The sequence below is a fragment of the uncultured Desulfosarcina sp. genome, assembly GCF_963664155.2.
Taxonomy (GTDB): Bacteria; Desulfobacterota; Desulfobacteria; order Desulfobacterales; family Desulfosarcinaceae; genus Desulfosarcina.
This window is the reverse complement of the sequence record NZ_CAXXXH010000001.1, coordinates 5,011,785-5,031,373: the sequence shown is the minus strand read 5'-3', so window position 1 is coordinate 5,031,373 and position 19,589 is coordinate 5,011,785. Positions and strand designations below refer to the sequence as shown.

Genomic DNA, 19,589 nt, shown 5'->3' with positions numbered 1-19,589 from the left:
TTTGTATGAGGACGGACTTGACTTGACACCTTGCTAAAAAATGGGTGGTCAGATACCTTCTGGATTGTCGCCAAACAATCTAAAACAGGAGGCACATCATGACCACCCAAGACAAAATCGCAAGAGCTAAACTCAGCATACTGGAACTGGCCGAATACCTCAAGAATGTTTCCCAGGCCTGCCGCATCAACGGCGTTTCCCGCCAACATTTCTACGACATTAAAAAAGCGTATGAAGAGCACGGCCTTGAAGGCCTCAAGGATAAAAGCCGGCGCAAGCCGTGTATCAAAAATCGGGTTGCTCCTGAAATTGAAGCGGCCGTGATCAAAATGGCATTTGAATATCCGGCTTATGGTCAGGCACGAGCTGCCAATGAACTGCGTAAAGAGGGCATTCTGGTGTCATCCGGCGGTGTTCGAAGCATCTGGATTCGGCACGATCTGGAAACTTTCAAAAAACGTCTGGCATCGCTTGAAGAGCGGGCAGCCAAAGAAGGCATTGTTTACACCGAGGCCCAATTGACGGCGTTGGAAACAGCCAAGCGCAGTCGGGAATCTCACCCGGATGAAATCGAAACCCAACATTCGGGTTATCTGATCAGCCAGGATACCTTTTATGTCGGGTATCTGAAAGGTGTCGGCCGGATCTATCAGCAAACGGTGGTCGATACCTATTCGTCGGTGGCCTTTGCCAAGCTGTATACGGCCAAGATCCCCGTCACCGCTGCCGATACGCTCAATGACCGTGTGTTGCCTTTCTTTGAGGAACACAATGTCCCTGTATTGTGCGGGTATTGACGGATCGGGGAACCGAGTTTTGTGGCAGCCTGGATAAACACCCTTACGAGTTGTTCCTGCAACTCAACGAAATCGACCATACCAAAACTAAGGTCAGAAGCCCTCAAACCAATGGTATTTGCGAGCGTTTCCACCAAACCGTGCTGAATGAGTTCTACCGTGTGGCATTTCGAAAGAAGCTGTATCGTGATCTTGAGACTTTACAGATCGACCTGGATGAGTATATGGACGAGTATAATACAAAACGAACCCATCAGGGAAAACGCTGCAAAGGTCGTACGCCAATGGAAACATTCATTGAAGGCAAGCAGCGATATAAAGAAAAGAATCTGGAAAAAATAAATGCTGCATAACTGTCGTTGACACATCCAGAAGGTTTCTGACCACTGTCAACTCAAGTTCCGTTCAGGACAGTTTATTATATGGGGGCTAAGGGTGACCACTCTTGCATTAAGCAAAGAGACGCTGTTGTGAACCTAATGCGTCAGCCGGCATTGTTCCAACTGGCGATGCTTAACATGTATTGGTAGGGGCGTGATTCTATCGAAGATCATGTCGATAGGCCCCAATTGCAGATATTCACTTCCCATTCCTCTGGGATCGTATACTTTCCGGATACAGATACTAATACCACATCTTGGTATTGGCTGGATTTCAGATTTATTGAGACCATCCAATTTTCCATAAAATTGCAGATATCCATCAGAGTTATTCCATTAGTGCAATTTGTAAACATCGTCCCGGATTCCCGTATTGTCAGGCAATTTTTAAGTTGATAGGCGTCTTCGTCGGTAAGTCGGTTTTGCGATTTGGATCTCAAGGGTTATAGTTCACTTATCGGGAATACGAATCTCAGGTAAAGGAAATAGAATGCTAACGTGATTGCCAAGATTATTAGGCTCTGAAAGGATGATTTAACGGCTATGCCAGCCATGCTTATCTGTAGTTCCTCGTTTGATAGACCTGAAGCCCTGAGTTTAGAAGCCTCTTTAGATTCCTTAATGAATGCAAAAATACCTATTATCAATAATAAATGAACCACTACAAGGCTTGCCCACCCGAAAAACTGTTGCAGCCTAAAGGCTCCTTTCCTGATCGATAGTTGAGAATCAACATTCTCGGACATTTTTTCGAACACCTTGCTTCTATATTGAGCTTCCGCCTTGGCAAGTTTCAGCCGCTCTTTCATTAACTCTGTGTATGATTCTTTTAGATCAGGGGCTTCTATCAGAACTTCAACAGGAGGCATGTCTTTAACCGAAGGACTTGATGCAGGTTTTTCCGATTGAGATTTCTTTTCCTTTGCTTGGTTTATATATTCTAACAGTTTCTTTAAATACTCATTGGAAGGATTAAGGAGATCCCCAGGCACTTGAGTTTTGGGCCAATTGGAAGGATCAAGAGGGTCCATTGGCACTTGGGTCTTAGGCCAGAAGGAAGTATCAAAAGGGTCCATAGGTACATCAAATTTAAATTCGGAACCAGGATCTTGATAAGGCCATTGGGTCTGAGTATCCATTTTTGTCACGGGCTTATATGCAAGACATTCTGAGGCACCGGCATTCAGGAAAAAAATCAATCCGAATATCCCTAAGAGGCATCTTGACAACATGTCGCCCTCCTTTCTTATATCTAAAGGTTAGGGACTATTGGCCTATTGCAGCAATTCTTCAACCGATCTGTTACTCCAACCAGTTACTGTGAAGATCTTTGTATCGTCACCAATTTAATGTTATTCAGAAAGAACCATCCGACTTTTGAGTTACAGATACATTGAGATAACCACCAGGTTGAAAATTGCAAAGCTTGAATCGGTGATGTAGACACGCGTTGCATACAGCCGAGTCTCACCAGAGGTGGCTTGGCTCGATAGGGTTGCCAGAGCGACGTCGCGATAATGTGGCACCGCTGAAGGTTTACCGTCAGGGTCGAGAATTAGATGACGGTCATGGAAAACGACCAGCAGATTACTGCCTGCAAGTGGGCCTTTTCCGAACGGCGCGACGGACCACCCATCTGGTAGCCATTCCTGGGCAGATTTCTCAGCAACCTTGAAAGCGACTATTACGCGGCTATCATGTGTCGTATCGATAAACGTTTCAGCAATTACAATCGATATGGAGACCAACAATCCAAAAACAATCACCAATAATGAAATGCTAAATCTTTTCATATTTCTCCTCCTATCTGTTCGTATATTGCTACCGTTTCGCCATACCCGGCAGGCATCATTCCCTATTTAATGAAAACCGTTACCCCGTTTCAGCATAGGAAACGCGTAGATGTCCAAGAAAGGAAACAGAACTTCAGGAAACGTCTGATATCACAATAGATCTAATTTTATTCGGCGCAAAAAGCGTCATATGGGGTAGGAATAAATTAAGCTTACAGTACGCGATAAATTAATGTCAAGGTGGTGATGTATGGAGATTAGCTTGCGTTGGCAGACTCCGTCAAATGTTGGGATAGACGGGATTATGTAACCTCGTGGGGAGCTGGGCGCTGATAAAGATACGTAAATGGGTATCTGAAATCTGTAGACGCTTAAAATTTTTGGGATTACTCCAACTCATCACCAGCCATTCATACAAAATTCCAACGTTCATAGTTACGGTAACTGAGATGCCCCCAAAAGTCATGTATGGAGCCGAAAAACAAAAAGCCGTCTGAGGAGCCGTCAATTACCCCGCCCCCTGAAAACAAAAAGACCGCTTACGAGGTTAAGATCCTCGCAAACGGCCAGTACATAGGGAATAACATATATTTTAAAAGTGGCGTCCCCAAGGGGATTCGAACCCCTGTCGCCGGCGTGAAAGCTCCTCGACTCCTCCACGTCATACCTGATTTCAATGGGTTAGAACTGCATGCAACCCCTTGAAAAGCACCTTTGGCATGCCGTTTTGTATTCAGTCTTTGTATGCACAGAACTCTATTTTACCATTATGGTATCAAAACCGTCTGGAGATTCTCAATAACACCGATTAGTTGGAGCTGTACGAAAAATTGAGGCCAAATTTTCCCCTGTAATATCCAAATAAAAAACAACTAATCACGGGAAGAGGTCAAACACCATATGTAGTAGTCGGCCGTCTTTTTGCCAATGCGGTCCTTAATTGCAGATACATGTTTACGCATAAAGTGTGTATTCTATACTATTGAAAGCGCAACAGGCGATTCGTGTGCCTACATGTTTTGAGCGTCTGAAGCACGCCCTATAGTGCTAATTCATGGATTTTATATTATGCGCCCCGGTTGGATAGGTCGATTTGAGGCCATTTTCCGCTTACTGGCCGCAAACGAAAGAAGGATCGCGTGTCTTTCGGCCTATAGAATTTTCATGAGGAGCTGATGATCTGACTATCAGCTCTATCTGGTTCCGTTGTTCGTTTGCAATCTCTATTCTAATTCTATTACATAAGCAGGACCTCGTATCTATAATATTTTAGAAAGAATTATAATACATTGTTTTAGTAAGAAAAAAAATAGCTCCGCATTAGCGCTCCTATCTCGGTAATCAATGACGTTTAACCTCCTGATTTCTGATATATTATTTTTCATACAACTTTCTAATCGGAAATTTCCGCGTTTTAGTGGGCTTTTTATCGCTAAATTCGTTTTATACATCAGATCATCTGATTTATATTGACAACTCTAATTCCAAGTGATATCTCGATTCAAAATTTTTCGATCCAGAACTGTTGTTTAATACTATCGAAAAACACCGGGTCACCAAAATGTTTACTGTGCCGACCATAATTAAGATGCTCATTGACCACCCGGCCGTGGATCAATGCGACTTAAATTTTTTACGTTCACTTAATCAATGCATGATTCGTTTTGAAGTTAACCCACATCAACAGAGGAGATTCGATATGAGATCCAAGCAAAAATTTATCCTGGCACTATTGGCAATCACTTTAGTGGCATTGAATACGACGGCGTGGGCAGCCGAAAAGGAAAATAAAATCCTCCTGAAGCTACCGGTTGCCTTTTCCACTAACATGCCGACCGTCGGTGAAGTCACGCTGACGTTTAAAGAGTATCTCGAGTCGGCGAGCGATGGCAGCATGAAAGTAAAAATCTACGAGCCTGGCAAACTTATGCCGGTCTATGAAATTCTCGATGCCGTTTCCACCGGAAAGGTTAACGCAGGTTATACTGCGTCCGGATATACTGCCGGAAAAATCAAAACTGCCGAGTTTTATACGGCCATTCCTTTCAGTCAGAGTACTCCTTATTATATCAGCTGGTTGTACTTTGGTAATGGTGGAAAGCTCTACCAGGAAATGTACGATAACGCCGGATACAATGTAAAAGTGTTTCCATTCTGCTTTCTTGCACCGGAAACAGCCGGGTGGTTCAGAAAAGAGATTAACACCCCGGAAGACCTTAAAGGGATAAAAATTCGATTTTTCGGTCTTGGCGGAAAAGTGCTCAGCAAGCTAGGGGCTTCCGTTACATCGATGCCTGGCGGCGAGTGTTTTCCGGCTCTTGAAAAAGGTGCCATTGATGCGACTGAGTTTGCGACGCCTTCCGTCGATACCGGGTATGGGTTCTACAAGGTAGCGAAATATAATTATTTTCCGAGTTGGCACCAGCCTGTCACCCATCTTGAGCTTCTGATTAATAAGGATACCTGGAATTCCATGAGTCCCCAGCAACAGGCCATCATTGAGGTCACAACCCGTGCAATCAATACGTGGTCCATGGCAAAATCGTATTCTGAACAGGGCCCAGTGGTAGCGGAAAATTTAGAAAAGCACGGTACGCAAAATCGGGAATGGTCTCCTGAAATGCTGAAGCTGTATAAAGAAACATGGCTTGAAGTGGTTGAAGAAGAGGCGGCCAAGGACGCGTTTTTCAAGAAGGTCTGGGAAGACTATAAAGCCTGGTCGAACCAATGCAAGCCTTATGAGAGTGTAGCCCATCTGCCGAAACAGGAGTAAAGCAGGTCATGTCGGTGATCGATAGAGGTTGCAGCACGCCCTTGATGTTCAAAGACAACCTGGGCAGGTGTAAGAATCCTCACAATCGATGAATTTGGATAACTGGATGTGGTTTCCCCCACAAGTTGCGGGAAACCGCATTGATCCGATTGTATAGGGCGGGTGTTAAAATGGAATCCTCAAAGAAAAAAGATAGCCCGTTGGACAGGCTGGACAATCTGTTCCTGGACTTTGGCAGAATCATGGCATGGGCCAACGGTCTGTTGATTCTGGTCATTGTACTGCAGGTGTTGCTTCGTTACGGTTTCAACAACGGCCTGGTTGTTCTGGAGGAAATCGAATGGCATCTTTACAGTTTAGCCTTAATGTTCGGCCTTTCCTACGCAGTAGTCAAAAACTCCCATATCCGGGTTGATCTTATCAGTAACCGGTTCCCGGAAAAAGTGCGGCACTGGATTGAGGTTCTGGGTACCCTGTTTCTCATGCTGCCTTTTACCGTCGCAATCATCATCCACGGCTACCAGTTTTTTCTTGATTCCTGGATTCACAGCGAACGGTCCGTGGCTCCGATGGGGCTCCCGTGGCGATGGGCCATCAAGGCTGTCATTCCTATCAGTTTCGTATTTTTCGGCACAGCTATCTTCTTGCGAATGACGCGGTCTTTACTATTTTTGTTCGGGAATAGACATGGAAATCAATGATTATCTCGTTTTAGCGATGTTTGTCTCGTTTATTGCGCTGCTGATTTCGGGCTATCCAATTGCCTATTGCCTGGCTGGGATTTCGATCCTGTTTACCGGTATCGGGTATTTTTCCGATCAGTACCTGGGGACGACCACTGGTCTCGATTTCAATTATTTTGGGCTGGTTGTACCCCGTATCTATAATACGATGAGCAACTGGGTCCTGATATCTGTGCCCATGTTTATCTTCATGGGATTGATGCTGGACAGGTCGGGCATTGCCGAACGACTCATGGTGTCGGCCCAAGAGCTTTTCGGCAAGGTTCGCGGGGGGCTTGCCATTACCGTGATGTTTATCGGGGTATTGCTGGCCGCATCCACGGGAATCATTGGTGCTTCGGTCGTAATGCTGGGGCTTATAAGTATACCAGCAATGCTTAAGCAGGGCTACCATAAGTCACTGGCGCTTGGCACAGTGGCCAGTGCCGGGACTCTGGGTATCCTCATCCCGCCGAGCATTATGCTGGTGATGATGGGAGATCAGTTGAGTGTCTCGGTCGGTGATCTTTTTTTGGGGGCCGTTCTGCCGGGACTTATGCTGGCGTTTCTTTACCTCGTGTATCTGCTCGTTTACTGCTACCTCAAACCGGATGCCGCGCCCCTGGCGCCGGAACGCCGCCCCATTACTTGGCGTGTCCTTTTCGAAGTCATAAAACGCATCATTCCGCCCTTATTCCTCATTTTATCGGTGCTCGGGTCCATCTTTACCGGCATTGCCACCGTCACAGAGGCCAGCGGAGTCGGGGCTCTGATGGCCATGGCCCTCGCCATTTTTTACAAAAGGTTAAATTTTCCCGTCCTCAAAGAGGTCCTCTATTCTACCTATAACACCACCGCTTACATCTTCGGGATATTGATCGGCGCGACTTGTTTTGCTCTGGTGCTGCGGGGTCTGGGTGGGGACGAACTGGTCGAAAGGCTCTTGACGAGCCTTCCGTTCGGAGATTATGGAATTATCTGCTTTATCCTGTTTATCGTTTTTCTGCTCGGCTTTTTTCTGGACTGGATCGAAATTTCTCTGATTGTTCTTCCACTGGTTGCACCTGTAGTTTCGGCCCTGGACATTTCCGTGAACGGCTATGGGGTTGTAAGCCAACCAAAAGTGATCTGGTTCATACTTATGGTGGCTGTCACCCTGCAGACATCTTTTTTGACGCCTCCAGTCGGATTTGCCTTGTTTTATCTTAAGGGAATCACTCCGCCAGACATCAATCTCAGCGACATTTACAAGGGCGTGGTTCCGTTTATTATCTTGCAACTTATAGGTCTGCTGGCCATTATTCTTTTTCCCCAACTGGTTCTCTGGCTGCCGGCGTTCGCGTACAGGTGATTGTCTCGACGGTCAAAAAGGGGCGCCAACCGATACAAGTCTTTTGACTTGAAGGGTAAAAGAACAGGGAGGGTGTGCATGCAGGCGATGGTGATTGAGAGGAATGCTGATGTCAGGAAACTGGCTTGGCAAGAGATGCCGTCACCCGTTCCCGAATCTCGCGATTTACTGATCAAAGTGAAGACCGCTTCGGTGAATAGGGCCGGCCTCCTTCGCTCCAGGGAAAATACCCTGCGGGTGGGGCGTCGGTCGCGCCGACTGTGGCCGGTCTCGAGGCGGCGGGCGAGGTGGCGGCGGCTGGTGATGTGGTTTCCGGATTCAATATTTATTCAACATGAATCTACCATCGCATTGGGGCGTTTTTCTTCATGAATTCAGATAGGATTGAACACAACTTGTTATTCAGCGGTCTCTAATTGGACATTGATCAAACCAAAAAACATTTTTACTTTGATTTCGCTCTTTGAAAAACAGATTTTGATAATTTTCGATAATTCAAACTCCTTCCGCCTGCGCTATGAGGCGCTATGAACTATCGAAAAGAAACGCATAGGAGTATCAGCGTTCGGGCAAATCGAGTATGACTAAAATGTCGCTTTGCAGTTCAGTCAATTCGGATACGGAGCCATAATTTTTTTCGTCGGGAAGACGAATAATCCTGCTGACCACGTGCTCGAATTTTTGAAGCAAATATTCGGCTTCTGGTGCCTGGTAGTCTTTACGGTTGGGCATACAGTTTTCCAGGCCTTTGCCCCGCGCCTGGATGTTTTTACGAGCCGACCGTTCAATTGGGATCGGTTGAAACATCCTCATCAACGATATCCACAATGACGCATTTATCGAAATAATGCGCCAGAATCGGAGCAAATCCAACCGATTTGGTACGGACTTGGTTGATGACCGGTTTGGGCATAAATGCCTTTTTCGTAAGCAATTGAAATCACATATTATTGACAAGAAAAAAATAGGCGTATTCTAAGTTATTTAAGGTATTTATGTGGCAATAGCGTTTAAAATAGCCCCTTTTTTCTTTTTTCATTCATTTACTTGAATTTTTGTTGATTTTCTAATTCTACTTTGTCACATATAAAAATATCGACTAGAATACATTTAACATAATGTAATAATTATTTTAATGTTTAATGTGCGGGCTATGAGAAAACGAAATCGATGGGGCATTGATCTTCGCGTAAATAGCCCAACTATCCAATCAAACAGAACGCCAGCACACACAATACAAAAGAGCTACTCATGACAACAGCCCCTTCGGGGGCGTAGATTCTTATTTTGTCGACTTTTATCGCAGATATTCCTTAATATTCCAGCTGTGTACGAGAGATATTGGGCAAGTTTCCCAGCAGTACTTTAAAGGATTGATTCTGTCTTCCAAGAAAATTACGGAACACATGGCCGAAGCTGTTCCAGGCTGCGACGATCAAGCCCTGCAGCATTTTCTAACCAATTCGCCCTGGGACGATCAACGGGTGGTCGGACAAGTTGCCCATGATGCTAACATTCTTCTTGGCGGTCGAGGAAATATTTGTCTGATCCTGGACGAATCGGGCATGCCCAAAAAAGGCGACAAATCCGTTGAGGTATCCCGACAATGGAATGGTGCGGGCAGCTCGGAAAAACCGACAACTGCCTGGTCGGTGTCTATTCGACCCTGTGTCACGGTCAACACGCGACACCCATCGGCCTCCGTTTATATTTACCACAATCGTGGGTTGACGATGAACAACACTGCCGGGAATCCGGCGTTCCTAACGCGAATTTCATCGCAAGCAGGACCTGGCCGTGATTTTGGTTATCGTAACGGGTGTTTACGATGCCTAATTCGGATGGATCGGTACCGATGCTTTTTATTGCAAAGACTCGACTTTCATGCACATGTTGGACCGGCTGAAGGAAACTTTCATGGCGGATGTTTCAAAAGGCAGCACCTCTATCTTGAAGATCCTGATCCGACGGTTCCACCAGTTACATCGAAAAAAAGGGCGCAAGCCATCGAAGTTGAAAGTGCAATGTGCATCGATCCGGGTCGACAAATGGGCTGAACGACAACCGGCGTCAAAATGTTAAAGAATACGTGTCCGCGATGCCGCCAAGGGTAAGCTGTGGACTGATATCAAATACAGTCTGAGCAATGCGCCTGCATCGATGCCATACAAACGATTGGCGCCTATGCAGGCCCACCGGTACTGGATTGAACGAAACTTTCAGGAGGCCAAGACCCAAAATGTGGTATGGGCAAATACTAAGCCAGAAAATGGCGCAGTTGGCATCACCACATGGCCATGGTAATGATGGCGATGCTGTTCATGCTTGAACAGCGGATGCTCTTCAAAGGCATGTATCCGCTATTGAGTTGCTTTGATATTGTTAATATCCTCAAATTTTTACTTCCACGAAGAGCCGTTACACTGGAGGAAGTGATCAGGCAACTTGAAGTCCGGAATAAACGCCGGCAGGCATCCATCGACTATGCCTACCACAAGCAACGTGAACTTTGAATTGTCAGAGGACACAGCAAATTAAGAATGTGACAAAGAAGAACTAATTTCTGAAAAGCAATTTTGAACAAGCGAAATCTGAGTTTATAGGTATTTTCATGAAAATTAAAATTGAATCGGCCCCTGAAAAAGTTATAAAGGAAATCCTTAAAGATATCTCGTCCGGAAAATTGAAACCTGGGGATAAATTGCCTAACCACCAAGAGATGGCAGATAATTATGGTGTCGGACGGTCCTCAATTAGAGAAGCGATCAACGCCTTAGTAGTTATGGATATTATCGTCTCTATGCAGGGTAAAGGTACTTTTGTAAAGGAAAAGACTGTTGAAACTGAACCTGTTGAATCTGGTATAAATGATATTTTTAAGTCAGGCAGTGTATACAATCTCATGGAAATCAGAGAGGTTTTGGAATGCTATTCGGTCAGAAAAGCGGCTGAATTTATCAGTGAGGAGCAGATTGTTTTATTGAAAGAAGCTTATGATAGATTGGAAAGAACCTATAAAGAAGTTCACTTGTACCTGAAGGAAGATATCAACTTCCATGTGACGATCGCTCAAGCTGCAAAAAACCCCGAACTTGGGAAAATTTTAAAAGCGATACACTTAATAGAAAATAAGAAAATGTCAGTTATTTTAGAAACTTCTTCACCCGGTAATGTTAAGAAAGCGATAAATACAGCAAAGGATATCCTTGAATTTATAATTTCAGGCGATGGCTTACGTGCGGAACGCGCGATGCGAGTACATCTGTCGATTGCCAAAGAAGCTTTTATTAAGTCGCTTTTCGGATAAATTGTCCTGAACGGAACTTGAGTTGACAGTGGTCAGAAACCTTCTGGATGTGTCAACGACAGTTATGCAGCATTTATTTTTTCCAGATTCTTTTCTTTATATCGCTGCTTGCCTTCAATGAATGTTTCCATTGGCGTACGACCTTTGCAGCGTTTTCCCTGATGGGTTCGTTTTGTATTATACTCGTCCATATACTCATCCAGGTCGATCTGTAAAGTCTCAAGATCACGATACAGCTTCTTTCGAAATGCCACACGGTAGAACTCATTCAGCACGGTTTGGTGGAAACGCTCGCAAATACCATTAGTTTGAGGGCTTCTGACCTTAGTTTTGGTATGGTCGATTTCGTTGAGTTGCAGGAACAACTCGTAAGGGTGTTTATCCAGGCTGCCACAAAACTCGGTTCCCCGATCCGTCAATACCCGCAATACAGGGACATTGTGTTCCTCAAAGAAAGGCAACACACGGTCATTGAGCGTATCGGCAGCGGTGACGGGGATCTTGGCCGTATACAGCTTGGCAAAGGCCACCGACGAATAGGTATCGACCACCGTTTGCTGATAGATCCGGCCGACACCTTTCAGATACCCGACATAAAAGGTATCCTGGCTGATCAGATAACCCGAATGTTGGGTTTCGATTTCATCCGGGTGAGATTCCCGACTGCGCTTGGCTGTTTCCAACGCCGTCAATTGGGCCTCGGTGTAAACAATGCCTTCTTTGGCTGCCCGCTCTTCAAGCGATGCCAGACGTTTTTTGAAAGTTTCCAGATCGTGCCGAATCCAGATGCTTCGAACACCGCCGGATGACACCAGAATGCCCTCTTTACGCAGTTCATTGGCAGCTCGTGCCTGACCATAAGCCGGATATTCAAATGCCATTTTGATCACGGCCGCTTCAATTTCAGGAGCAACCCGATTTTTGATACACGGCTTGCGCCGGCTTTTATCCTTGAGGCCTTCAAGGCCGTGCTCTTCATACGCTTTTTTAATGTCGTAGAAATGTTGGCGGGAAACGCCGTTGATGCGGCAGGCCTGGGAAACATTCTTGAGGTATTCGGCCAGTTCCAGTATGCTGAGTTTAGCTCTTGCGATTTTGTCTTGGGTGGTCATGATGTGCCTCCTGTTTTAGATTGTTTGGCGACAATCCAGAAGGTATCTGACCACCCATTTTTTAGCAAGGTGTCAAGTCAAGTCCGTCCTCATACAGATAAATTTAATCTCCTTTGAATTATTCACGGGGAATCGCAAGCCGATGGTCCAAGGCGGCAAGTTGTGCGCAGCCGTACTTTGCAAGGACGGCTACGCGAGCTTCCGCTTTTTAATATAATAGGAAAATAAGTTATCATTTTGGATAGACTGGTGTTCATTCTTGGGCCTTGCCGGATTCATGGAATAGGCATTACTGCAGCCTGACTTCCAATCCATATTCTTCAAGTTTATTTTTGATCGGTACTAGTTTTTCTTTCTCCAGGTTTTTTTGTTTTCCAAGCTTATACACAAGATTCAATTTCTCGTACTTTGATGCGCCGTAGGCATGAAACGGCAAAAGGAACACAATAAAATTTGATTTTAATTCCCGTAAATACTCCCCTGTAGCCTGCAATATTTTTTCAGAATCATTATAACCTGGAATTATCGGCATTCTGATGGAAAAAAGTTTTCCTATTTCATCCATTTTTTTTAGATTCGTTAAGATCATGCCATTGTCCACCCCAGTTATTTCTACATGCTGTTCCGGAATGATACATTTGATATCGAAATAAACCAGGTCTACATATCTTACTATTTTCGAAAAGGTCTCCCATTTGCAATAACCGGTTGTATCCATTACAGTATGAATACCTTGCTCCTGACACATCTTAAAAATTTCAGTAGCAAACTTTGGCTGCATAGCAACCTCTCCTCCACTCAAAGTTACTCCCCCACCGGATTCAGCATAAAAAATATTGTCCTTCGCGACTTCTTCAACAATATCCTTAGATGTCACCCGTTTTCCTATAAGCTTCCTTGCCTCGCTCAGACAGACTTCTACGCATTTGCCACAGCCTTTACACTTTTCCCTGACGGTTTTGGAAGCATTTGCTGCTCCCGTTGGACATACTTCAACGCATTTACCGCAACCAACGCATCTTTCAGGGTACATCATTAACTCTGGTTGCGCTTTTTGCGATTCCGGATTACTGCACCAAAGGCATCGTAGCGGGCACCCTTTCAAAAAGACTGTTGTTCTTATCCCGGGGCCATCGTGGATCGAAAAGTTTTTTATATCGAAAATTATTCCTGTTTCCATATTTAAGGCGACCTCCTAAACCCCTCGCTTCTTTCCGTGTCCTAAGGGAATTGTTTTAAATTTTATGGTAGTTGAGTGCCACCACATCGTAAACAAAGTTCATTGACAATCTAATAGTCACTCCATCATTCCATCAACACCGGAATTAAATTGGATCTGTTCATGGGAGAGGAGAACAAGCAGCAATGGATTTTGGCCGTTGAACGATTTGAGCGTGGCGAAAATCCGGAATCGATTTGTAAATCGTTCGGTAAACCAAGAGCTTGGGTGTACAAATGGGTCGGGGGCCATCTTAAAGATGACAATTCCGGGAGTGGGAGCTGGTCGCGACGCCCTCTCGCTGCTCCAAGGAACACGCCGGTAGAGGTTGAAGAAATCGTCAAGATGATTAGTTTCAAGCTCTACAACCAGGATCTGTTCTGCGGCGTTCATGCAGCACCAAAGCACCGGCTGAAAAAGCCGGAAACCGGTAATGGGGCTGAATGGCCGTGACCGCCTTTGACATGGAGACTCGAACCCATGTTTCCAGGAACCAAGACAGACCAGCTCCGCCTGTGTTCCTTGCCAAAAATCTAACCTGGGTGTGCTCCATGTCAAAGGTCTCCGCTTCGCTTCGACGAACGGTCACCGGTTCTTTTTTTCTATCAAGCGACTTCCGAATACTCCGTCCTTGCTATCAAGTCTTCCTGGAGGTCCTCGGCGATCTCCGTAAAGTAAGCGGTGTAGCCCGCCACTCTGACGGTTAAATCTCTATATTTCTCCGGATCCCTCTGAGCCGCCCTAAGGGTTTCCGAAGAAACCACATTGCATTGAAGATGTTGTCCGCCCTTATCGCCCATCCGATTCAGGTATGTTTTGACCAATGTGGTGAATTTTTTAATGTCCTCGTCGCTTCCAAGCGCCGTAGGATGGTACCTCTGGTTGTAAATACAGTTCAGCATGCTGATAAAATCCCACTTGGCTGCAGACCGCATTGAACCGGTTGGTCCTGAGGTGTCTGTTCCCTGCATAGGCGAAATTCCTCCCTCGGCAAAAGGCACCCCTGCTTTCCTGCCGTCGGGCAATGCTCCTGTCGACCATCCAAATAGCACACTGGCTGATAAGTGCTCCCAACCCGGGTGTTTCCGCTGTCTGCCGGAGCGCATCGGATATTTGAGTAATTCTTCCGTGATAAAATATTGATGCGGCCGAATCCATTTATCTACCACTTCATCGTCGTTGCCGTACTTCGGGGCATTCAACAGCTGCTTCTGAAGTTCTTCGTAGCCTTCAAAGTTTTTATCCAGGGCATCGATCACTTCGGCCATGGTGACTTTCTTTTCGTTAAACACTACCTTTTCCAGAGCCGCTAAGGAGTTGATGACATTAACAGATCCTATGGATACGATTGGACTGTTGTTAAAGCCCCCGGAGCCTCCGTTGACAATATCTTTTCCATCCGTCAAACAGGTGCCTAGCAACATTGAAGTGTAAGGAACGCGCAAGTACTCTTGCCAAACCTTGTGGATCGTGTTGGCGTGGATGCAGGTGCATTGCATTGCATAGGCGGTTTGTGCCTCCCATGCCTTTACTACATCCTCCATGCTTTTGAATTTCTTGGGATCGCCTGTTTGAGGGCCAATCTGCTTTCCTGTCTTTCGGTCTGCGCCGTTATTGAGGGCCAGTTCCAAAGCTTTGCCCGGGACAATATCGTTTGAATGATCGTAATGGGGGTAGTAAGGGTTCCACATAAAGCTGCAGCCAAGTGAATCGTATTGCATGGCCGCATCTTTAGGAAGGCCTGCCACATCCATAAAGTGCTGCACTCTGCTTTTGACGCCCATAAACATGGGCTTCCCCCCCCCACGGGCAACGACCCTTGCGGCTTCTTCCAGAAAATCATCGGGAACGTTATCGTGGACCCATACGCCAACATTGGGCTGATCTAAATGCATGTGATCCTCGACCTTCAATGCTAGGTAGCTGAGTTCATTGACCGCGCTTTGACCGTTTTTGTCGGTTCCACCCAGTGTGATACTTTGGAACATCACGTTGCCGGTTCTCCATCTGGATTCGACCTCTGAATTGATTTTCGAGTTTTCGGCTACCTTCAGCCAATAGCATCCTAGCAACTCTTTGGCTTCTTCTATGGAGAGCGTTTTCTCGTCAACAACATCCTTTTTGAACCAGGAATAGAATTTTTGGTCGATTCTTCCGGGGGACTGGGCTGTCATATTGGTTTCAAGGTAATAAACAAGGTAAATAAACCAGGCGGCCTGCAATGCTTCGTGGAATGTGCGAGGAGGATTCCAGGGCACCCACTCGCATATTTCAGCTATTTTTTCCAGTTCTGCCTTTCTTTTGGCGTCTTTTTCAACTTTGGCCAAGTTGCGCGCTTCTTCCGCGTACCTGTTCGCAAAGTCCCGCACCGCATCGCAGACAATAACAATGCCTTTCCAGAACAAAAGCTTGTCAGGGTATTGCGGATCGTATGCATCTGCCTTTTCCATTAGTTCCAGAGCTCTTTTTTTGTACCAGCAAATCCCCTTTAGCAACCTTGGCCGATCCAAAACGATGATATGGCCAATATGCCCTTCCTGCGAAATACCGTTGGTCCATAGACCATACGGATATTTTTCTTTTAGATCGTCCGGCAATTGTTTTTGGATTCTGCTTAAGCTGCATCTATCCTTAAAATAAGGATGCACTTCTTCCAGGTAATATTTTTTATCTTCCTCGGAAATCAAAAATGGATTCCAGGCCCTGGTGGGAACTTCGTCTATTTCATCGATAAGCCAATCAACAATTTCAGGAAACCATGCAGCGCCTCTGGGGGTTTTGGTAAGAGCACCCACAATTAATTCGCCTGGTCTAATGTTTACCGGAATCTCTCGCAGGACCCTTGCCAGCGCTTTTGACTGTCTTATTCCCGGGTCCTCTCCTTTGGTTTCCTTATAGCTTTCCAGCACAGGTTTGGCTCTATCTTTAATATATAACTGGGGCGTGGTAACCCTGACTTCTTCCCGGAGTCCTTGAAGCCTCGAGCCTATCTCCAGCTTTTTAATATCTTCGACTATTTTCGGATCATAACTCCAGTTTCTGGCACCTACCGGATCATCAATCTCCGCTATACACCTCGATAGGTTTTCTTGTTCAAGCGGTACGATCTTTCCAATATTTTTTACCCTCGTTGCCGTTGCCATAATTTTCTTATACCTCCTTGAATTGGGTTAAGGATATGGAACTTTCTTGTTCATGCCGTACGAGATTTTTCCAATATTTTTTACCCTCGTTGCACTGATTAAATCTAATGAGTTTGATAGACTTTAATAATTCAAATGCCTAAATCGTTTATCTGCATATCAATGAGAATTTAGGCTGTCAACAGAAATCTGATGATCTGATCTATTTAACCAAAAAAATGTGGCAAATTTACTAAATTGAGGTAATTTAGACTAAATACCGTCATTTTTTCATCATGTCATCAGATGTTTACACTTTTGTATAGTGAAACAACTTAGGGCTTCCTGAATATTAACTAACCTATTGATAAATTTATTTAATTGTGTAATAAATGGCCGGAAAAGTGAAACGTATTTGCTCCCATTTCATTCAAAACCCTTGCACTTTATCCGGCTCTGCCCATGTATCGACACAATCAGCGACAATTGGAATTCGAAGACTTCAATCTACCCTTCGGCGGTAAACTGCGCAGCGATAATCGCTGGGTTGCGGCATTGACTACCATGGGAACAGCCATGCCCCAGCTTAAAGTCCATATCAAAGGGGCTCTGAATGTTGGCTGCAAGCAAAAGGAAATTATCGAGATAACCCTTCAAATGGCTGTGTTTGCAGGATGCCCAGCTGCCATCAACGGGATAAATGCTTCGCGTGAAGTTTTTGAAAAAGAGGAATGGCTCTGACTGGTTGAGTGGAAAAGACGGCAGATAAAATTAAACGCTTATTTTATCGGAAGATGCCCGCAAATGTTGAAGATTAAAGATTCCGTTGCCGTTATTACCGGCGGTGCCAGCGGTCTCGGTTTCACTCTTGCCAAGTACTGGTTAGAGAACGGTGGTAAAGTGGTAATTGGTGATGTGGCCGAGTCGGCACTCAAGCAGGCTGCTGAAAAACTCAGTGGCGATGTGGTCACGATACCATGCAACGTGACTCGGGAGAAAGATTGTGCCTTACTTGCTGAGACGGCCATCCAGAAGTTTGGCCAGATCAATCTGGTGGCACCTTTTGCCGGTATCATTTCTGATGGCCTTTTGGTATCGCCTGATCGTGAGACCGGTAAAGTCACGAAAAAAATGTCATTGGATCAATTTCAGAAGGTAATTGATATTAACTTGAACGGCGTTTTTCTGACGGTTCGCGAATGCAGCGAACGTATGATTAACCATGGCTGCCGAGGCTTGATCTGTCTGGTTTCCTCCACTGGATCTCTGGGCACTGCTGGTCAGATCAATTATGCCTCAACCAAAGCCGCCATGTCCGTGATGCCCAAAGTGATTACAGCTGAATTTTTCCGACGGGGAATAGCTGAACGGATTCGTTGTGTGGCAGTGGCGCCAGGTTACGTCGACACACCCATGGCGAAAGGCATGAACCAAAAAGCCTTGGAAAAAATTCTCGCCCAAGTTCCCATTGGTCGTTTGGTGGAACCGGAAGAAGTGGCCATGTTTGTCGGTGATATATACAAAAACGAAGCTTTAAGCGGCGAAGTTTTTTTTATCCATGGGGGTCTGCGCTTAGGCTCCAAAGGATAATTCTACGACAGCACATTTATATTTCAGCCCAAATTGCAGTCCGTCCTCCTACTGCCGAATCAGGTAGGGCCCGCGGCACCTCCTCCCAAAAAGGGTCGTACCTGTCTTTTTATTTTAGTAAATCTGCCTATGGTGTGAGGCGTGGGCCTCTATATGTTTCGGTGCAGATCGCAAGGACTAAAGCTCTATTTGCTTTTGCAAAAACGACAGCTTTTTTGCCAGTATGCCACTAAATAGAAGGATTGTTTGCCAATCCAAAACACCACTACATATTGGGGCCGCTGAATTTCCAGTTCATTGCAGATTACATTGGGAAAAAGAATCTATCACAGAAATGTAGGGACCTGAGATGTATTGAGAGTGTCTTTCCTTGTATGGGATTGTCAAAACCTACATTTACTGGCCATCAATCATGATAGAAATAGTCTGCATGCAACATCAATGAATTTTCTTCCCGTACAAGTTTCCATCGCTGATCATTACTTTTGCAGCCACCCCAATATCCCCCGGAACAAGGACGCACTATGGCTGATCTGTTCATAGGCCTCCTGCCGGGACATCATCCGGCCTTCCAGTTCCAGTTTGTATCCCAAGTTTAGAGAGAGGTTGGCAATCCGGGCAACTTCCACGGCAAGATCTTCCTCGGATTGAATATTGATGGGATAAACTTCGATAAGAGCCAAATTGTAAAGCGCTTCACCCTCAATGATGCCATCGGTGGCAGTATGGTTCCGTCTGTTGTAGTCGTTGTATAGGGTGTTATGCAGCGGCTGGGAAAGATCTCCGACATAGTGGGAACAGAAGGCCAGATGGTATTCAGCGTATTTTCCAGTTTGAGTCGTAGTGCGGTATTGTCTGATCGATGCGATTATGGCACCGTAAAGATGCCCTTTCAAATCATTCGGTTTGTTGTAACGATCTGCCTGGTCAAGAACCATTTCAGAGGTGACGACTGTTCCCGGCGGATTGTTCACATAATGGTTTTTCTTTTCAACAGCGTCGGCCTTGATTTTGGCAATATCCGCCCCGGCGGCATTATACCATTTTTCATAACCGGCGACCTTGGCAATCGCAAGGTGGGTTTCATCGTGCCATGCCCGGCATAAAGACGGGAGGGTACAAATCATAAATGCCAGCAGCCACGTGGTGATTCTTTTCATACCTTGGCACTCCGTTACTTCATCAACAGCCCAGATTATTATCGATGAAATCAATCAGGTTGGCAAATTCCGTCATTGATTTCTGATTGTACGGTCATTCTGGGAACATAAGGGTACTTTAGACAGGTATTTTGAGCTTTATCTTTCCCGAACCGGATTGTCAATAAATACCAAACCCTTGACAGGAAAAAGAATCTCTGAAATCAGGGCGGAAAGAATCGGGGCAAGCTGACAGGGATTGATGGTTATTAACGATCTTAATA

Annotated in this window: 16 protein-coding genes and 2 pseudogenes; 11 read left to right on the top strand and 7 right to left on the bottom strand. The window is 45.4% G+C overall.

What is annotated here, in order from left to right; translation table 11 throughout:
- The first annotated feature begins 98 nt into the window (after window positions 1-98).
- A pseudogene (locus ACHZBS_RS23025) lies at window positions 99-1,150 on the top strand (IS481 family transposase).
- A 470-nt stretch (window positions 1,151-1,620) separates the two neighbouring features.
- Here ACHZBS_RS23025 and ACHZBS_RS23020 read toward each other — a convergent pair.
- Window positions 1,621-2,409, bottom strand: coding sequence for a hypothetical protein (locus ACHZBS_RS23020; RefSeq protein ID WP_319408830.1), 789 nt, complete (start codon window positions 2,407-2,409; stop codon window positions 1,621-1,623).
- Window positions 2,410-2,559: 150 nt separating this feature from the next.
- The gene (locus tag ACHZBS_RS23015) at window positions 2,560-2,970 is read right to left on the bottom strand and encodes a hypothetical protein (protein WP_319408829.1); all 411 of its coding nucleotides are present in this window, start codon (window positions 2,968-2,970) and stop codon (window positions 2,560-2,562) included.
- A gap of 1,699 nt (window positions 2,971-4,669) precedes the next feature.
- On the opposite strand from ACHZBS_RS23015, the gene ACHZBS_RS23010 reads away from it, so the two are divergent.
- From ACHZBS_RS23010 to ACHZBS_RS23000, 3 genes are all read left to right on the top strand, one after another.
- Window positions 4,670-5,743, top strand: coding sequence for a TRAP transporter substrate-binding protein (locus ACHZBS_RS23010; protein WP_319408828.1), 1,074 nt, complete (start codon window positions 4,670-4,672; stop codon window positions 5,741-5,743).
- Between the two features lie 170 nt (window positions 5,744-5,913).
- Window positions 5,914-6,444, top strand: coding sequence for a TRAP transporter small permease subunit (locus ACHZBS_RS23005; protein ID WP_319408827.1), 531 nt, complete (start codon window positions 5,914-5,916; stop codon window positions 6,442-6,444).
- Window positions 6,431-7,816 carry a TRAP transporter large permease subunit gene (locus ACHZBS_RS23000; protein ID WP_319408826.1) on the top strand — a complete coding sequence of 462 codons (1,386 nt, stop codon included), beginning with the start codon at window positions 6,431-6,433 and terminating at the stop codon, window positions 7,814-7,816. Before ACHZBS_RS23005 ends, ACHZBS_RS23000 begins: the two co-directional genes overlap by 14 nt.
- 558 nt (window positions 7,817-8,374) lie before the next feature.
- On the opposite strand, the gene ACHZBS_RS22995 is transcribed toward ACHZBS_RS23000, so the two are convergent.
- Window positions 8,375-8,623: a hypothetical protein gene (locus tag ACHZBS_RS22995; protein ID WP_319408825.1), complete on the bottom strand. Its 249-nt coding sequence runs from the start codon at window positions 8,621-8,623 to the stop codon at window positions 8,375-8,377.
- A 386-nt stretch (window positions 8,624-9,009) separates the two neighbouring features.
- Here ACHZBS_RS22995 and ACHZBS_RS22990 point away from each other — a divergent pair.
- The 4 genes and pseudogenes from ACHZBS_RS22990 to ACHZBS_RS22975 form a co-directional block, all read left to right on the top strand.
- Window positions 9,010-9,462: pseudogene (locus ACHZBS_RS22990) on the top strand (transposase); the annotation flags it as partial.
- Entirely contained in the window at window positions 9,423-9,617 is a 195-nt protein-coding gene (locus tag ACHZBS_RS22985; protein ID WP_394708021.1) for a transposase, read from the top strand. The pseudogene ACHZBS_RS22990 and the gene ACHZBS_RS22985, both read left to right, overlap by 40 nt.
- Window positions 9,618-10,107: 490 nt before the next feature.
- Complete coding sequence (locus tag ACHZBS_RS22980) at window positions 10,108-10,329, top strand: hypothetical protein (RefSeq protein WP_319408824.1); 222 nt, start codon at window positions 10,108-10,110, stop codon at window positions 10,327-10,329.
- Between the two features lie 98 nt (window positions 10,330-10,427).
- Complete coding sequence (locus ACHZBS_RS22975) at window positions 10,428-11,123, top strand: FadR/GntR family transcriptional regulator (RefSeq protein WP_319408823.1); 696 nt, start codon at window positions 10,428-10,430, stop codon at window positions 11,121-11,123.
- A 62-nt stretch (window positions 11,124-11,185) separates the two neighbouring features.
- Here the strand turns inward: ACHZBS_RS22975 and ACHZBS_RS22970 are convergent, their stop codons facing one another.
- Together ACHZBS_RS22970 and ACHZBS_RS22965 are read right to left on the bottom strand one after the other, a co-directional pair.
- On the bottom strand, window positions 11,186-12,235 hold the full coding sequence (locus tag ACHZBS_RS22970) for an IS481 family transposase (RefSeq protein ID WP_319408448.1): 1,050 nt from the start codon (window positions 12,233-12,235) through the stop codon (window positions 11,186-11,188).
- 289 nt (window positions 12,236-12,524) lie between these two features.
- Window positions 12,525-13,415: a glycyl-radical enzyme activating protein gene (locus tag ACHZBS_RS22965; RefSeq protein ID WP_324292412.1), complete on the bottom strand. Its 891-nt coding sequence runs from the start codon at window positions 13,413-13,415 to the stop codon at window positions 12,525-12,527.
- Between the two features lie 162 nt (window positions 13,416-13,577).
- Here ACHZBS_RS22965 and ACHZBS_RS22960 point away from each other — a divergent pair, with 162 nt between their 5' ends.
- Window positions 13,578-13,907, top strand: coding sequence for a hypothetical protein (locus tag ACHZBS_RS22960; RefSeq protein ID WP_319408822.1), 330 nt, complete (start codon window positions 13,578-13,580; stop codon window positions 13,905-13,907).
- A 152-nt stretch (window positions 13,908-14,059) separates the two neighbouring features.
- Here ACHZBS_RS22960 and ACHZBS_RS22955 read toward each other — a convergent pair whose 3' ends face one another.
- Window positions 14,060-16,597: a pyruvate formate lyase family protein gene (locus ACHZBS_RS22955; RefSeq protein ID WP_319408821.1), complete on the bottom strand. Its 2,538-nt coding sequence runs from the start codon at window positions 16,595-16,597 to the stop codon at window positions 14,060-14,062.
- Window positions 16,598-17,062: 465 nt separating this feature from the next.
- On the opposite strand from ACHZBS_RS22955, the gene ACHZBS_RS22950 reads away from it, so the two are divergent.
- Together ACHZBS_RS22950 and ACHZBS_RS22945 are read left to right on the top strand one after the other, a co-directional pair.
- Window positions 17,063-17,317, top strand: a complete 255-nt coding sequence (locus ACHZBS_RS22950; RefSeq protein WP_394708020.1) for a carboxymuconolactone decarboxylase family protein — start codon at window positions 17,063-17,065, stop codon at window positions 17,315-17,317.
- Window positions 17,318-17,380: 63 nt separating this feature from the next.
- Window positions 17,381-18,166 carry an SDR family NAD(P)-dependent oxidoreductase gene (locus ACHZBS_RS22945; RefSeq protein ID WP_319408820.1) on the top strand — a complete coding sequence of 262 codons (786 nt, stop codon included), beginning with the start codon at window positions 17,381-17,383 and terminating at the stop codon, window positions 18,164-18,166.
- Window positions 18,167-18,645: 479 nt separating this feature from the next.
- On the opposite strand, the gene ACHZBS_RS22940 is transcribed toward ACHZBS_RS22945, so the two are convergent.
- Complete coding sequence (locus ACHZBS_RS22940; protein WP_319408819.1) at window positions 18,646-19,326, bottom strand: hypothetical protein; 681 nt, start codon at window positions 19,324-19,326, stop codon at window positions 18,646-18,648.
- Between the last annotated feature and the right edge of the window lie 263 nt (window positions 19,327-19,589).

Coding starts and splice junctions, on each gene's coding strand:
- ACHZBS_RS22960 (WP_319408822.1), top strand. CDS start 13,578: ATGGGAGAGGAGAACAAGCAGCAATGGATTTTGGCCGTTGAACGATTT.
- ACHZBS_RS22975 (WP_319408823.1), top strand. CDS start 10,428: ATGAAAATTAAAATTGAATCGGCCCCTGAAAAAGTTATAAAGGAAATC.
- ACHZBS_RS23015 (WP_319408829.1), bottom strand. CDS start 2,970: ATGAAAAGATTTAGCATTTCATTATTGGTGATTGTTTTTGGATTGTTG.
- ACHZBS_RS22955 (WP_319408821.1), bottom strand. CDS start 16,597: ATGGCAACGGCAACGAGGGTAAAAAATATTGGAAAGATCGTACCGCTT.
- ACHZBS_RS22980 (WP_319408824.1), top strand. CDS start 10,108: ATGGCCATGGTAATGATGGCGATGCTGTTCATGCTTGAACAGCGGATG.
- ACHZBS_RS22985 (WP_394708021.1), top strand. CDS start 9,423: ATGGAATGGTGCGGGCAGCTCGGAAAAACCGACAACTGCCTGGTCGGT.
- ACHZBS_RS23020 (WP_319408830.1), bottom strand. CDS start 2,409: ATGTTGTCAAGATGCCTCTTAGGGATATTCGGATTGATTTTTTTCCTG.
- ACHZBS_RS22965 (WP_324292412.1), bottom strand. CDS start 13,415: ATGGAAACAGGAATAATTTTCGATATAAAAAACTTTTCGATCCACGAT.
- ACHZBS_RS23010 (WP_319408828.1), top strand. CDS start 4,670: ATGAGATCCAAGCAAAAATTTATCCTGGCACTATTGGCAATCACTTTA.
- ACHZBS_RS22940 (WP_319408819.1), bottom strand. CDS start 19,326: ATGAAAAGAATCACCACGTGGCTGCTGGCATTTATGATTTGTACCCTC.
- ACHZBS_RS23005 (WP_319408827.1), top strand. CDS start 5,914: ATGGAATCCTCAAAGAAAAAAGATAGCCCGTTGGACAGGCTGGACAAT.
- ACHZBS_RS22970 (WP_319408448.1), bottom strand. CDS start 12,235: ATGACCACCCAAGACAAAATCGCAAGAGCTAAACTCAGCATACTGGAA.
- ACHZBS_RS22995 (WP_319408825.1), bottom strand. CDS start 8,623: ATGTTTCAACCGATCCCAATTGAACGGTCGGCTCGTAAAAACATCCAG.
- ACHZBS_RS23000 (WP_319408826.1), top strand. CDS start 6,431: ATGGAAATCAATGATTATCTCGTTTTAGCGATGTTTGTCTCGTTTATT.
- ACHZBS_RS22945 (WP_319408820.1), top strand. CDS start 17,381: ATGTTGAAGATTAAAGATTCCGTTGCCGTTATTACCGGCGGTGCCAGC.